Raw genomic sequence first — 14,710 nt, forward strand, 5'->3', positions numbered from 1 at the left:
CCAATATGACTGATTACCTGCTGCTCTTTATCGGCACCGTCCTTGTTAATAACTTCGTTTTGGTGAAGTTCCTTGGGCTGTGTCCGTTTATGGGCGTTTCCAAAAAACTGGAAACGGCCATGGGGATGGGTCTCGCCACCACCTTCGTGATGACGCTTGCGTCGGTTTGCGCGTGGCTGATTGACACATGGATCCTCATTCCGCTTAATCTGATTTACCTGCGCACGCTGGCCTTTATTCTGGTCATCGCTGTGGTAGTGCAGTTCACCGAAATGGTGGTGCGTAAAACCAGCCCTGCGCTTTATCGTCTGCTCGGGATTTTTCTGCCGCTGATAACCACCAACTGTGCGGTACTCGGCGTGGCGCTGTTGAATATCAACCTTGGGCATAATTTCCTGCAATCGGCGCTGTACGGTTTCTCTGCGGCGGTCGGTTTTTCGCTGGTCATGGTGCTGTTCGCGGCGATTCGTGAACGCCTCGTGGTGGCCGATGTGCCTGCCCCATTCCGCGGGAACGCCATTGCGCTGATCACAGCCGGTCTGATGTCGTTGGCCTTTATGGGCTTTACTGGTTTGGTGAAGTTGTAATGACGTTAGTGTGGATTGCCATCGCTGCCCTCAGCCTGTTAGGCCTGATTTTTGGCGGCATTCTCGGATACGCTTCGCGCCGTTTTGCGGTCGAGGACGATCCGGTGGTGGAAAAAATTGATGAAATCTTGCCTCAGAGCCAGTGCGGTCAGTGTGGATACCCCGGCTGTCGCCCCTACGCAGAAGCCGTAGGTGCCCAGGGCGAGAAAATCAACCGCTGTGCGCCAGGCGGCGAAGCGGTGATGTTGAAAATCGCCACGCTGCTTAACGTAGAACCGCAGCCTATCGATGGCGACGAACAGGCCGTGGAGCCGGTGCGCATGATTGCGGTTATCGACGAACCGAACTGCATCGGCTGCACCAAATGCATTCAGGCCTGCCCGGTGGATGCCATCGTTGGCGCCACCCGCGCCATGCACACCGTGGTCACCGACCTGTGCACCGGCTGTAATCTCTGCGTCGCCCCGTGCCCGACGCAGTGTATCGAATTAATTCCGGTCGCAGAGACGACCGAGAGCTGGAAGTGGGATCTGCAAACCATTCCAGTCCGTATCATTCCAGTGGAACACCATGCTTAAGTTATTTTCCGCGTTCAGAAAGGACAAAATCTGGGACTTCGACGGGGGCATTCATCCTCCGGAAATGAAGACTCAGTCTAATGGCACGCCCCTGCGCCAGGTTCCTCTTGCGCAGCGTTATGTCATTCCGCTGAAACAGCATATCGGTGCCGAAGGCGAACTGGCCGTGAGTGCTGGCGATAGCGTTTTGCGCGGCCAGCCGTTGACCCGTGGCTGGGGCCGTATGCTGCCGGTACACGCGCCAACGTCCGGGACTGTTATCGCCATTGCGCCCCACTCCACCGCCCATCCTTCTGCATTAGCCGAAATGAGCGTGATTATCGAAGCCGACGGCGACGACTGCTGGATTGAACGCGATGGCTGGAACGACTGGCAGAACCGCAGCCGCGAAGAACTTATCGAACGCATTCATGATTTCGGCGTTGCCGGACTCGGTGGCGCAGGTTTCCCGACCGGTACCAAGCTAAAAGGCGGCGGCGATAAAATCGACACGCTGATCATCAACGCCGCGGAATGCGAGCCTTATATCACCGCCGATGACCGCCTGATGCAGGATTGCGCTGCGCAAATCATCGACGGCATTCGCATTCTGGCGCGTATTCTGCAGCCGAAAGAAGTATTGATCGGCGTCGAAGACAATAAGCCGCAGGCCATTTCGATGATGCGAGCGGTGCTGGCCGATGCACATGGCATCAGCCTGCGGGTGATCCCAACCAAATATCCGTCTGGCGGTGCAAAACAGCTGACGCAGATCCTTACTGGCAAACAGGTTCCTCACGGCGGGCGTTCCTCTGACATTGGCGTACTGATGCAAAACGTCGGCACGGCCTTCGCGGTTAAGCGCGCCGTTATCGACGGTGAACCGCTGACCGAACGCGTCGTTACCCTGACCGGTGAGTCCGTTTCCCGGCCAGGTAACGTCTGGGCGCGACTGGGTACGCCGGTGCGTCATCTGCTGGAAGACGCCGGTTTCTGCCCGAGCCCGGAGCAAATGGTGATTATGGGCGGCCCGCTGATGGGCTTTACCCTGCCATGGCTCGATGTGCCGGTGGTTAAAATCACCAACTGTTTGCTGGCGCCTTCCCCACGCGAGATGGGTGAACCGGAAGAAGAACAGAGCTGTATTCGCTGTAGCGCCTGTGCCGATTCCTGCCCGGCAGATTTGCTGCCCCAGCAGCTGTACTGGTTCAGCAAAGGCCAGCAGCACGACAAAGCCACCGCGCACAATCTGGCCGACTGCATCGAATGCGGCGCCTGTGCGTGGGTATGTCCGAGCAATATCCCTCTGGTGCAGTACTTCCGTCAGGAAAAGGCCGAAATCTCTGCCATCCAGCAGGAAGAAAAACGTGCGGCCGAGGCAAAAGCCCGTTTCGAAGCGCGTGCCGCACGACTCGAGCGTGACAAAGCCGCCCGCCTTGAGCGCCATAAACACTCTGCGGCACAGCCTGCTGCCCAGGATCAGGATGCGATTAACGCCGCCCTGAACCGTGTGCGTGATAAGCAAAAACAGGCAACGCAGCCTGTTGTCGTTCAGGCCGGTGTGCAGCCCGATAACAGCGCAGTGATTGCTGCACGCGAAGCTCGCAAGGCCCAGGCTCGCGCCGCTCAGGCAGAAAGGCGCCAGGCCGACAGCACCAGTGAAACGGTAAATGACGCAGCCGACCCGCGCAAAGCTGCCGTTGAAGCCGCCATTGCCCGAGCTAAAGCCCGTAAAGCGGAACAACAAACGACTGAAGCCCCTGCTGTAGAAGCCGCCGACCCGCGCAAAGCTGCCGTTGAAGCTGCCATTGCCCGTGCTAAAGCCCGTAAAGCGGAGCAACAAACGGCTGATGCCCCTGCTGTCGAAGCGGTTGACCCGCGCAAAGCTGCCGTTGAAGCCGCCATTGCCCGTGCTAAAGCCCGTAAAGCGGAACAACAAACGACTGAAACCCCTGCTGTCGAAGCCGCCGACCCGCGCAAAGCTGCCGTTGAAGCCGCCATTGCCCGTGCTAAAGCCCGTAAAGCGGAGCAACAAACGACTGAAGCCCCTGCTGTCGAAGCGCTTGACCCGCGCAAAGCTGCCGTTGAAGCCGCCATTGCCCGTGCTAAAGCCCGTAAAGCGGCACAGCATGCAGCCAACGAGGCTGAGGCTGAAACCATTGATCCGCGTAAAGCCGCCGTTGAAGCGGCTATCGCCCGTGCGAAAGCACGCAAAGCAGAAAAACAGGCAGTAAACGAGGAATAAATGGTCTTTAAAATCGCAAGCTCCCCATACACCCACAACCATCGCCAGACCTCGCGCATTATGCTGTTGGTTCTGTTGGCGACCGTGCCGGGGATCGCCGTTCAGACCTGGTTTTTCGGCTGGGGTACGCTGGTGCAAATCCTTATCGCGAGCGTCACTGCCTGGGTAGCAGAAGCCGCCATTCTGCGTCTGCGCAAACAAGAAATAGGTAAAACGTTGGGCGACAATTCCGCCCTGCTCACCGGGCTGCTGTTGGCTATCAGTATTCCGTCGTTGGCGCCGTGGTGGATGGTGGTACTTGGCACGGCCTTCGCGGTGATTATCGCCAAACAGCTTTATGGCGGCCTGGGCAATAACCCGTTTAACCCGGCAATGATTGGTTACGTGGTGCTGCTGATTTCCTTCCCGGTGCAGATGACGTCCTGGTTGCCGCCGCAGGAAATCGCGATTAATACGCCGACTCTGATGGATACCCTGCAGATTATCCTCAGCGGACATACCGCCACCGGAACCGATATCAACGCACTGCGGGTTGGTGTTGACGGCATCAGCCAGGCGACACCGCTGGACACCTTCAAAACCTCGCTGCACGCAGGCCACAGCGTTAATGACATTCTACATTCCACGATTTATCGCGGCGCGCTGGCGGGCATTGGTTGGCAGTGGGTGAATGTTGCCTATCTGGCGGGCGGCCTGTTTCTGCTGTGGCAACGGGCCATTCGCTGGCATATTCCGGTGAGTTTCCTGGTGACGCTCACCGTCTGCGCCACGCTCGGCTGGGCATTCTCGCCAGAGTCGTTGGCTTCCCCACAGCTGCATATTTTGTCCGGCGCGACGATGCTCGGCGCGTTCTTTATTCTGACCGACCCGGTGACCGCCTCCACGACCAATCGTGGTCGCCTGCTCTACGGCGCACTGGCTGGTGTGCTGGTATGGCTGATTCGTAGCTTCGGCGGTTATCCAGACGGCGTGGCCTTTGCGACGCTGTTAGCCAACATTACCGTGCCGCTGATCGACTATTACACGCGTCCGCGCGTTTATGGACACCGCTGAGAACGACCATGCTGACGACGATTCGCAAACACGGCATCACGCTGGCCCTTTTCGCCGCCGGTGCCACAGGAACCACGGCCATCATTAATCAGATGACCAAAAGCACCATTGATAGCCAGTCGGCCAGGCAGCAAATGGCGCTGTTCGATCAAGTGGTGCCGCAGGGAAGCTATAATAACGACCTGCTGAAAAGCTGTTATGTGCTGGACGCCCCAGCGTTAGGGAAAGGCAGCCATAAGATTTATATCGCCCGTAAAGACGACGTGCCGGTCACCGTGGTGATGGAAGCCACTGCGCCCGACGGGTATTCCGGTGCCATTCAGCTTCTGGTTGGGGCCGATTTTAGCGGAACCGTACTCGGTTCTCGCGTGACCCAGCACCATGAAACACCGGGCCTGGGTGATAAAATCGAGCTGCGCCATTCCGACTGGATCACCCGTTTTGCCGGTAAAATCATTCACGGCGATAATGACAGCCAGTGGGCGGTGAAGAAAGACGGCGGTGAATTCGATCAGTTTACCGGTGCTACCATTACGCCTCGCGCGGTGGTGAACGCAGTAAAACGCGCCGGACTTTTTGCCGAGACGCTGCCGCAGCAGATCAACGAACTTAGCCCCTGTGAAGAGTAAATCATGAGTGAAATCAAAGACGTTATTGTTCAGGGATTATGGAAAAACAACTCCTCGCTGGTGCAGCTGTTAGGGCTGTGTCCGCTGCTGGCGGTGACCTCCACGGCAACCAACGCCCTTGGCCTGGGGCTGGCGACCACGCTGGTGCTGACCCTGACCAACCTGTTTGTCTCCTTGCTTCGCCGCTGGACACCGCCTGAAATCCGTATTCCGATTTACGTGATGATCATCGCCTCGGTGGTGAGCTCAGTGCAGATGCTGATCAACGCTTACGCATTCGGCCTGTACCAGTCGCTGGGCATTTTCATCCCACTGATTGTGACCAACTGTATTGTCGTTGGCCGCGCCGAAGCCTTCGCGGCAAAGCAAGGTCCGATGCTGTCCGCGCTGGACGGATTCGCCATCGGGATGGGTGCCACCTGCGCGATGTTTGTTCTTGGCTCCATCCGTGAAATTCTCGGCAACGGTACACTCTTTGACGGCGCAGATGGCCTGCTGGGCAGTTGGGCCAAAGTGCTACGCATTGAAGTGTTCCACACCGATACGCCGTTCCTGCTGGCGATGCTGCCACCGGGTGCGTTTATTGGACTCGGTATGCTGTTGGCAGGGAAATACGTTATCGACCAGCGTATGAAGCAGAAGGCCACAAGTTTGCGTAATCATTGCGAAGTTGTGCCGGACGTCAAAATCACGACAGGGAAAGCCTAATGAATAAAGAGAAGCGTCTTGAGATCCTCCGCCGGTTACGGGACAACGACCCGCACCCGACCACGGAACTTAATTTCACCAGCCCGTTCGAGCTGCTGATTGCGGTGCTGCTTTCCGCGCAGGCGACGGACGTCAGCGTCAATAAGGCCACGGCGAAGCTGTATCCGGTGGCGAACACCCCGGAAGCAATGCTGGCACTTGGCGTTGACGGTGTGAAAGAGTACATCAAGACTATTGGCCTGTTTAACAGCAAGGCCGAGAATGTGATTAAGACCTGCCGCATTCTGATTGAGCAGCACGGCAGCGTGGTGCCGGAGGACCGTGCCGCACTGGAAGCCCTGCCCGGTGTAGGACGCAAAACCGCGAATGTGGTACTGAACACCGCATTTGGCTGGCCAACCATCGCCGTAGACACCCACATCTTCCGCGTCTGCAACCGTACCCACTTCGCGCCTGGCAAAAACGTCGAACAGGTAGAAGAGAAACTGCTGAAAGTGGTGCCTGCCGAATTTAAAGTAGACTGCCACCACTGGTTGATTCTACACGGTCGCTATACCTGCATCGCTCGTAAGCCTCGCTGTGGCTCCTGCCTGATTGAAGACCTGTGCGAATTTAAAGAAAAAGTCGATAGCTGATCCTGATCCCGTTTTAACGCCGTGTTGCCACACGGCTTTCCTGCCTTCTGATTCACTCTCTAGCCAGCCAAAATCTAATGCATGATCCGGTCATTTATCGCTCTGGCAGGTTAATCGTTTTTTTCTCAACTAAAATTTCTATACAAATGTGATACAGATCACATCGATAACATCATGTTACATCAATGTTATAAAAATGCTCGCAAGCCTTTGCTGATGAAGTGGTTAACTGTTTTTTAACCAGACATATCACCACTATTTTTCGGATTAATGGACCATATCACTGGGTGTAAAGCAAAACAGCAGAACATATCGCCTCTCAGGGCGCGGCAGGGCTATTTTTTAGTGAAAAAATCTGACGGAATCGAAACGGCGATGTTAAACGCTGAATAACATTTAGATGAACGGACGATTATAACGATCTCGTTATGTGTAACAGAGTATTACAAACCCCTTGTGTGAACGTTCAGGATAGTGAACATTACCTCCCGTTTTCCCCTCCAAGAATAATTATAAGGCGGATGTCAAAACGAACGTCACGCCCACCACCCCCGTTAATATGGGATGTAAAAAAAGAGGTATATGTGTCTACTGCAAACAATAAACCAACTGAAGAAAGCGTAAGTCTCAACGCTTTCAAGCAACCTAAAGCGTTCTATCTCATATTCTCTATCGAACTTTGGGAACGTTTTGGCTATTACGGCCTTCAGGGCATCATGGCCGTCTACCTGGTGAAACAACTGGGTATGTCCGAATCGGACTCCATTACGCTGTTCTCCTCTTTCAGTGCGCTGGTATATGGTCTGGTCGCTGTCGGCGGCTGGCTGGGCGATAAAGTTCTGGGGACCAAACGCGTTATCATGCTGGGCGCCATCGTTCTGGCGATCGGTTACGCACTGGTAGCCTTCTCAGGTCATGACGCTGCTGTCGTTTATATGGGTATGGCGACCATCGCGGTCGGTAACGGCCTGTTTAAAGCGAACCCGTCTTCCCTGCTTTCTACCTGCTACGACAAAGAGGATCCGCGTCTGGACGGTGCATTCACCATGTACTACATGTCCATCAACATCGGTTCCTTCTTCTCTATGTTGGCCACTCCATGGCTGGCGGCGAAATACGGCTGGAGCACTGCGTTTGCGCTGAGCGTGGTCGGTATGTGTATCACTGTGGTGAACTTCGCGTTCTGCCAGAAATGGGTGAAAAGCTACGGTTCCAAGCCTGACTTTGCGCCAGTACACGTCGGTAAACTGCTGGCAACTATCGTCGGTGTTGTGATTCTGGTTGCTATCGCCACCTGGCTGCTGCACAACCAGGGTATCGCACGCTTGGTTCTGGGCGTTGTTGCTCTGGGTATCATCTGCATCTTCGCGAAAGAAACCTTCGCCATGCAGGGAGCTGCACGTCGTAAGATGCTCGTTGCTTTCATCCTGATGGTTGAAGCTATCGTGTTCTTCGTGCTGTACAGCCAGATGCCAACGTCTCTGAACTTCTTCGCTATCCGTAACGTTGAGCATTCCATTCTGGGTATCGCGTTTGAGCCAGAACAGTTCCAGGCACTCAACCCATTCTGGATCATGATTGGTAGCCCAATTCTGGCCGCCATCTACAACAAGATGGGCGACCGTATGCCAATGCCGAACAAATTTGCCTTCGGTATGGTGCTGTGTTCTCTGGCCTTCCTGGTGCTGCCACTGGGTGCGAAATTCGCATCTGACGCAGGTATCGTCTCTGTAAACTGGTTGATTCTGAGCTACGCGCTGCAGTCTATCGGTGAGCTGATGATCTCTGGTCTGGGTCTGGCAATGGTTGCACAGCTGGTTCCACAGCGTCTGATGGGCTTCATCATGGGTAGCTGGTTCCTGACTACCGCCGGTGCTGCAATCATCGCCGGTAACGTGGCCAACCTGATGGCGGTTCCAGAAAACGTAACCGACCCTCTGTTGTCCCTGCACGTCTACGGTGATGTGTTCATGAAGATTGGTATCGCCACCGCTGTTATCGCTGTACTGATGATGCTGACCGCACCGAAACTGAATCGCATGACTCAGGATGACGAAGCTGATATCGCAAAAGCTCGCGAGACAGCTTCCGCATAACTTTCCCGGAAAACGAATTAATTAAGCCGCTGATACGTTCAGCGGCTTTTTTTTTATCTGCTCGCGCTCTAGGATAAGGAACACATCTGTGTCCAAAGGAGTTCGTCATGAAATTGTTCTACAAACCCGGTGCCTGTTCCCTTGCTTCCCACATCGCGTTGCAAGAGAGCGGGATGGATTTTTCACTGGTCGGTGTTGATCTCGCGAAAAAGCAGCTGGAAAACGGGGAAGATTATTGGCAAGTGAACCCAAAAGGCCAGGTGCCCGCTCTGCTTCTGGATGACAATACCCTGCTGACTGAGGGTGTGGCGATTATGCAGTACATCGCCGATACAAAAGCCGATCGCCAACTGCTGGCCCCGGCAGGTAGCATTGCGCGTTACAGGACTCTGGAATGGCTGAATTACATCGCCACAGAGCTGCACAAGGGCTTTACACCACTGTTCCGTCCCGACACTCCGGAAGACTTCAAGCCAACCGTGCGCGCGCTGCTGGAGAAGAAACTGAACTACGTGAATGACGCTCTACGTGATAACGAGTGGATTTGCGGTAGCCGCTTTACGATTGCCGATGGCTATCTGTTTACCGTTCTGCGCTGGGCGCATGCGGTGAAACTGGATATGAGCGGGCTGAAAAATATTGAAGCCTACATGGCGCGGGTGGCGGCCCGTCCAGGCGTGACGGCGGCAATGGAAGCAGAAGGTCTGAGCTAACCCGGCGGCGTAAACCTGCCAGAATTACAACAGAACACAAGCCCGAGAAGCGTTAGCGCCATTGGGTAAGAAAAAGGCCGCATTCGCGGCCTTTCCTTTATCCTGTCAGCGGGAATTTACTTCCAGCATACCAGGCAGTAGTTTTTCTTACCGCGACGCAGAAGCGTGTAGCGTCCGAACAGACGATCGCTTTCAGCGAAGGTGTATTCCGGATCAATCTGCTTCTCGCCGTTGATGGTGACTGCATTAGAGGCGATAGTTTTACGCGCCTGACCGCGGGACGGCTGCAGTTCTGAATCCACCAGCGCCTGGATCAGGTCCGCACCTTTTTCCATTTCGACCATCGGTACACCATCCTGCGCCAGCTGTTCGAAATCAGCTTCGCTTAACGCGCTCAGAGTGCCATTGAACAGGCTTTCGGTGATGCGTTTTGCCGCTACCAGGCCTTCTTCACCATGCACCAAGCGGGTCACCTGCTCGGCCAGAACGTACTGGGCGCGCGGAGCTTTGCCACTGTTTTTGTCTTCTTCTTCCAGCGCATTGATTTCGGCAATGTCCATGAAGGTGAAGAATTTCAGGAAGCGGTAAACGTCCGCATCCGCGGTGTTGATCCAGAACTGGTAGAATTTATACGGGCTGGTTTTCTTCGGATCCAGCCAAACAGCACCGCCTTCGGTCTTACCAAATTTGGTGCCGTCTGATTTGGTTATCAGCGGAACGGTCAGGCCGAACACCTGGTTCTGGTGCAAACGACGAGTCAGGTCGATACCGGAGGTGATGTTGCCCCACTGATCGGAGCCGCCTATCTGCAGCGCCACACCGTGCAGTTTGTTCAGGCAAGCAAAATCATAACCCTGCAACAGATTGTAGGAGAACTCGGTGAACGAGATACCCTGATCGTCACGATTCAGGCGCTGTTTCACCGCTTCCTTGTTGATCATCTGGTTCACAGAGAAGTGCTTACCGATGTCACGCAGGAAGGTCAGCACGTTCATGCCGCCGAACCAGTCATAGTTGTTGGCCGCGATGGCAGAGTTGCTGCCGCAGTCGAAATCGAGGAACGGGGCTACCTGTTTGCGGATTTTATCCACCCACTCCTGCACGGTATCTTCGGTGTTCAGCTTACGTTCGGCCGCTTTAAAGCTTGGATCGCCGATAAGACCGGTTGCTCCGCCCACCAATGCCACTGGCTTATTACCTGCTTCCTGGAAGCGTTTCAGGCATAACAGGGGAACGAGATGCCCCAAATGCAAGCTGTCAGCGGTCGGATCGAAGCCGCAATAGAGCGCGATCGGGCCCTGCGCCAGTCGCTCTGCTAACGCTTCCTCATCCGTCACCTGAGCCACAAGGCCCCGCTCTTGCAATTGTTTAATCAAGTTACTGCTCGCCATCAAAGTCTCCATGTATAAAACAGACTGCACCTTAGCCGGTACACGACGTTTCGCCATTTGCGAAAGGTTCATAGAATAAAACGCCAGCCCGTGTTGTGCCAGCGCTTAAAACAACAAAATGCGCGATTACGGCGCGAGGCGGTCAATTTTCCAGGCGTCGTTTTCACGCTGGTATAAAAAACGATCGTGCAGACGGTGTTCACCACCCTGCCAAAACTCCATCGACTCAATATTGATGCGGTAGCCACCCCAGAAACTGGGCAGCGGCACTTCGCCCTGCTGGAACTTCTGTTTGAGCTCGAGGAATTTGCTTTCGAGGATCCCGCGCGCCGAAATACGGCTGGACTGTTTGGAGACCCAGGCGCCAATCTGGCTGTCGCGTGGGCGGCTGTGGAAGTATTTCACCACTTCAAGGGTAGAAAGACGCTCGGCTTTACCGGTGACCATTACCTGACGCTCCAGCATATGCCACGGGAAAAGCAAGCTGATACGCGGATTCTGCTCCAGCTGGTGCGCCTTCCGGCTACCGAGGTTGGTATAGAACACCAGCCCTTTTTCGTCATAATGCTTTAACAAAACGATACGCTGATACGGCTGACCGTTTTCGTCCACGGTTGCCACAACCATCGCGGTAGGATCGGCGAGTCTGGCCTCACAGGCCTGACCCAACCAGCGCTCAAACAGCGCCAGGGGTTCAGCAGGAAGATCGCGACGGCGCAGGCCGCCACGGGTGTACTCACGGCGCAGATGCGCGATTTGCTGCAGGGAGTCGTTGTCAGACATGGCGTTTAGGATAGTTGTCTTCAGGTGGCGCTATTGTGCGCCGCCATCAGCAAAATCTCAACGCTTCGGGTTTTGTAACTGACAGTTATTCAGCACGATACGGTCACGTTTGTAAACCGTGGCGCCGTCGCCCTTCGACCAGAAGACGTAGATGCCGTCGGTGTAACGCGCGCCAGAGGCAGAGATGCCCTGGGTTAACGTTTGCTGCTGATTGTCATAGATGAAATCCACCTGCTGACGGGTGTTATTCAGGTGAACGGTCAGCGGTTTTTCATCACACTGGTATTGCAGCGTGTCGGTATTCATTCGCTCAACGAACTGGTTGTAGTAGCTACAACCAGAGAGCATCAGGGGTGCGATCACTGGTACTACAGCGAGAAGAATTTTTTTCATTGGCTTACCTTAAGACTGTCCCGGTCCCGGAGGGCAGATGCCCTCCCTTAACACTTCCATTCTATCGGCAACGGACACGTGCCTCAGTAAGTTAACTCTGATTCTACACCGGGTTTGCAGGGAAAATAGCCCCTAAAATAGTAGGCTCACTGGCACCAGTGACCGACGGTAAATTACCCGGCAGCCCTGCAAGGGTACGCCACGCGAGCCATGCGAAGGCCAGACCTTCCATATCGTCTCCGCTGACGCCAGCGTCATCGGTGGCCGAGACTTCCGTGCCCGGCAGCAGTGCAGCCAGACGCGCCATCAACAGCGGATTACGGCTCCCACCACCGCACACCAGTAGCCGTTCACAGCCGCCGCTCAGCAACACCTGTTCGCTGATGGTAACTGCTGTTAGTTCGGTCAGCGTGGCCATGACATCTTTCGCCGCCAAACCCGGATACTTCGCCAACTGGCGTTCCAGCCAGCCATAATTGAAATATTCGCGTCCGGTACTTTTTGGTGCCGGCAGCGCAAACCACGGATCGCTCAGCATTTCCTGCAGTAGTGGCAGGATAACTTTGCCGGAATTCGCCCACTCGGCGTTTTTATCGTACGGTTTACCGCACTGACGCCAGATCCACGCGTCCATCAGCATATTGCCCGGCCCGGTGTCGTGCCCTTTTACCGGCAAACCTGGGCAAAGCATCGACAGATTCGCAATTCCGCCGATGTTCAGCACGATGCGACGCTCATGCGGATTCGCCAGCAGCGCGTGGTGGAATGCAGGCACCAATGGCGCGCCCTGGCCACCAAGGGCGATATCGCGACGGCGGAAATCACCAATCACCGTCACGCCGGTGCGTGCGGCAATAATATTGTTGTCACCAATTTGCAGCGTATGCGGGGCGTCTCCGTCCGGTTCATGCCAGACGGTCTGGCCATGACAGCCAATGGCGACGATATCACCGGCAGACAGTTTTTCCTGCGCCATCAGCGCTAACACCGCATCGGCAAACAGACGCCCCAGGCGTGTATCGAGCTGACCGTACTGCGATAGCGTCAGTTGCTGACCCTGGCAAATCGCGAGGATATCTTCCTTCAGCGCAATGGGAATGGGATACGACAGGCTGGCCTGCTGTGCCACCATGTTATCGTCCATGGCCGCGAGCACCACGTCCACGCCATCAAGGCTAGTGCCCGACATCACACCAATATAGCGACCCGAATTCATACGCCTTCCTTAGTTCATGACAGAGAGCCACACTGAAACATAAAGTCTTTCTTAATACCATGATCCAATAACAAAATTTAACAAACCTGTGCGCGGGCGCGATACGGCCTGAGTCAGAGTGGCAACGTAACGGCTGTTTACGCTTGGTTAAGCACAAAGAGATTACAATTTTGAAGAGATCCTCGTAGAACATATGACCCGAGGCGCATAAATGCCATATAATTGCGGTGTAAGGATGCTCTCAAGAGCGTTTCTTGGTGAACAGGAGATTCATAAATGATGTTACGTGTATTGGCCGTTTCAATGATTGGTTTATCGCTTGCCGGTTGTGTTAATAGCAGCGGCCTCTCCGGGGACGTTTATTCCGCATCCGAAGCCAAACAGGTTCAGAATGTGACCTACGGGACCATTGTCCACACGCGTCCGGTACAGATCCAGGGTGGCAACGATTCTAACGTTATCGGCGCAATCGGCGGTGCAGTTCTCGGTGGCTTCCTCGGGAATACCGTCGGCGGCGGTACGGGTCGTTCACTCGCGACCGCAGCAGGTGCTGTTGCCGGTGGCGTAGCGGGCCAGGGCGTTCAGGGTGCAATGAACAAAACCCAGGGCGTTGAGCTGGAAATCCGCAAAGACGACGGCAACACCATTATGGTTGTGCAGAAACAGGGTGATACTCAATTCGTCGCAGGCCAGCGCGTTGTGATGGCCAGCAATGGCAGTCAGGTGACCGTTTCCCCACGCTAATTATCAGGCCAGCCAGACGTAACCGGACGGTGACCTGGCGGGCATAAAAAAAGGCCCTGATATCAGGGCCTTTTTGTCACTATCGGCGCGAAACTCAGTCTCTGGACTGCAGTTCGTTGATATTCTGTTCCAGCTTGCGAATAAGCCCAAGCAGTAAATCCAGTTCATCAGAAGAAATGCCCGCAAGGATTTCACCCCGCGTCTTGCGAATCACCGTCTCCATATCTTCGATCAACGGTTCGGCTTTCTCTGTCAGTTTAATGCGTTTAGCACGACGGTCATTTGCACAAGTCTGACGCGAAATCAGGCCCTTCTCTTCTAACTGATCCAACGTACGAACCAGTGAAGGCTGCTCAATCCCAATCGCTTTAGCCAGTTGAATTTGCGACTGTTCAGGCGGCAGCTGATGAATGTTATGCAGCGTGACCCAGTGAGTCTGCGTTAATTCCAGAGGTTTCAGGCGATGGTCAATTAAAGCACGCCAGATACGCACCAGCCGTGCCAGATCAGAACCCAGTGGCGATTCCAATTTCATCTCCTTATAATTAGCTTGCTAAGTTATTATACTGATTTTAGAATAGTGTGCAGCATTTAAATGCCCAAAACAAATGTATTGCCTTGTCCCCGCAGACTGACACAATGATTTACACTGATAATTATGATGGCGCATCGCGGCCCTCGACCCGCAACGATGCATTTGTAAAGGATTTTTGCTCGTGAAGCTGACGCTCAATACCTCGGGACTTCCCCTGCAGGACCTCATCGTCGGGGCCTCTATCTATTTTCCCCCGCTGTTCAAAGCAGTTATCCTGGGTTTTCTCATCTGGCTGCTCGCCCATCGCCAGCTGCGCGACTGGATGTACGCCGGTGACGTCTGGCATCCGCTGTTAATGGATCTTTCCCTGTTCGCGCTGGCGGTATGCCTGGCGTTGGTTTTGATTGTGGCGTGGTAACTAACTC

General features: G+C 54.7%; 16 protein-coding genes. 11 read left to right on the forward strand and 5 right to left on the reverse strand.

Annotated features, from left to right (window positions below; translation table 11 throughout):
• The first annotated feature begins 5 nt into the window (after positions 1-5).
• From rsxA to gstA, 9 genes are all read left to right on the forward strand, one after another.
• Positions 6-587 (forward strand): electron transport complex subunit RsxA, encoded by a 582-nt coding sequence (gene rsxA, locus MUU51_RS03355; protein WP_159767909.1) that lies wholly within the window; start codon positions 6-8, stop codon positions 585-587.
• On the forward strand, positions 587-1,165 hold the full coding sequence (gene rsxB / locus MUU51_RS03360; protein ID WP_110508397.1) for an electron transport complex subunit RsxB: 579 nt from the start codon (positions 587-589) through the stop codon (positions 1,163-1,165). Before rsxA ends, rsxB begins: the two co-directional genes overlap by 1 nt.
• On the forward strand, positions 1,158-3,389 hold the full coding sequence (gene rsxC / locus MUU51_RS03365; protein ID WP_258967106.1) for an electron transport complex subunit RsxC: 2,232 nt from the start codon (positions 1,158-1,160) through the stop codon (positions 3,387-3,389). The genes rsxB and rsxC overlap by 8 nt, the downstream gene beginning before the upstream one ends.
• Positions 3,390-4,442, forward strand: coding sequence for an electron transport complex subunit RsxD (gene rsxD / locus MUU51_RS03370; protein ID WP_258967107.1), 1,053 nt, complete (start codon positions 3,390-3,392; stop codon positions 4,440-4,442).
• 8 nt (positions 4,443-4,450) lie between these two features.
• On the forward strand, positions 4,451-5,071 hold the full coding sequence (gene rsxG / locus MUU51_RS03375; RefSeq protein ID WP_258967108.1) for an electron transport complex subunit RsxG: 621 nt from the start codon (positions 4,451-4,453) through the stop codon (positions 5,069-5,071).
• Between the two features lie 3 nt (positions 5,072-5,074).
• On the forward strand, positions 5,075-5,779 hold the full coding sequence (locus tag MUU51_RS03380; RefSeq protein ID WP_258967109.1) for an electron transport complex subunit E: 705 nt from the start codon (positions 5,075-5,077) through the stop codon (positions 5,777-5,779).
• On the forward strand, positions 5,779-6,414 hold the full coding sequence (gene nth / locus MUU51_RS03385) for an endonuclease III (RefSeq protein ID WP_258967110.1): 636 nt from the start codon (positions 5,779-5,781) through the stop codon (positions 6,412-6,414). The genes MUU51_RS03380 and nth overlap by 1 nt, the downstream gene beginning before the upstream one ends.
• A 584-nt stretch (positions 6,415-6,998) precedes the next feature.
• Positions 6,999-8,510 (forward strand): dipeptide/tripeptide permease DtpA, encoded by a 1,512-nt coding sequence (gene dtpA / locus MUU51_RS03390; protein WP_159767891.1) that lies wholly within the window; start codon positions 6,999-7,001, stop codon positions 8,508-8,510.
• A 107-nt stretch (positions 8,511-8,617) separates the two neighbouring features.
• Complete coding sequence (gstA, locus tag MUU51_RS03395) at positions 8,618-9,223, forward strand: glutathione transferase GstA (protein ID WP_159767888.1); 606 nt, start codon at positions 8,618-8,620, stop codon at positions 9,221-9,223.
• 116 nt (positions 9,224-9,339) lie between these two features.
• Here the strand turns inward: gstA and tyrS are convergent, their stop codons facing one another.
• From tyrS to anmK, 4 genes are all read right to left on the reverse strand, one after another.
• A complete protein-coding gene (tyrS, locus tag MUU51_RS03400; RefSeq protein WP_159767885.1) occupies positions 9,340-10,614 on the reverse strand; it encodes a tyrosine--tRNA ligase in 1,275 nt (424 codons plus the stop codon).
• 126 nt (positions 10,615-10,740) lie between these two features.
• Entirely contained in the window at positions 10,741-11,397 is a 657-nt protein-coding gene (gene pdxH, locus MUU51_RS03405) for a pyridoxamine 5'-phosphate oxidase (protein WP_258967111.1), read from the reverse strand.
• Positions 11,398-11,454: 57 nt separating this feature from the next.
• Positions 11,455-11,790 carry a C-type lysozyme inhibitor gene (gene mliC / locus MUU51_RS03410; RefSeq protein ID WP_159767879.1) on the reverse strand — a complete coding sequence of 112 codons (336 nt, stop codon included), beginning with the start codon at positions 11,788-11,790 and terminating at the stop codon, positions 11,455-11,457.
• A 103-nt stretch (positions 11,791-11,893) separates the two neighbouring features.
• Complete coding sequence (gene anmK, locus MUU51_RS03415; protein WP_159767876.1) at positions 11,894-13,006, reverse strand: anhydro-N-acetylmuramic acid kinase; 1,113 nt, start codon at positions 13,004-13,006, stop codon at positions 11,894-11,896.
• Positions 13,007-13,282: 276 nt separating this feature from the next.
• Between anmK and slyB the strand changes: the two genes are divergently transcribed.
• Positions 13,283-13,750, forward strand: a complete 468-nt coding sequence (slyB, locus tag MUU51_RS03420; protein ID WP_110508423.1) for an outer membrane lipoprotein SlyB — start codon at positions 13,283-13,285, stop codon at positions 13,748-13,750.
• Positions 13,751-13,844: 94 nt separating this feature from the next.
• On the opposite strand, the gene slyA is transcribed toward slyB, so the two are convergent.
• Positions 13,845-14,285 (reverse strand): transcriptional regulator SlyA, encoded by a 441-nt coding sequence (slyA, locus tag MUU51_RS03425; RefSeq protein WP_258967112.1) that lies wholly within the window; start codon positions 14,283-14,285, stop codon positions 13,845-13,847.
• Positions 14,286-14,466: 181 nt separating this feature from the next.
• Between slyA and MUU51_RS03430 the strand changes: the two genes are divergently transcribed.
• Positions 14,467-14,703 carry a DUF1656 domain-containing protein gene (locus MUU51_RS03430; protein WP_159756116.1) on the forward strand — a complete coding sequence of 79 codons (237 nt, stop codon included), beginning with the start codon at positions 14,467-14,469 and terminating at the stop codon, positions 14,701-14,703.
• Positions 14,704-14,710 lie beyond the last annotated feature (7 nt).

Source organism: Scandinavium manionii, from assembly GCF_024764775.1.
Classification (GTDB): Bacteria; Pseudomonadota; Gammaproteobacteria; order Enterobacterales; family Enterobacteriaceae; genus Scandinavium; species Scandinavium manionii.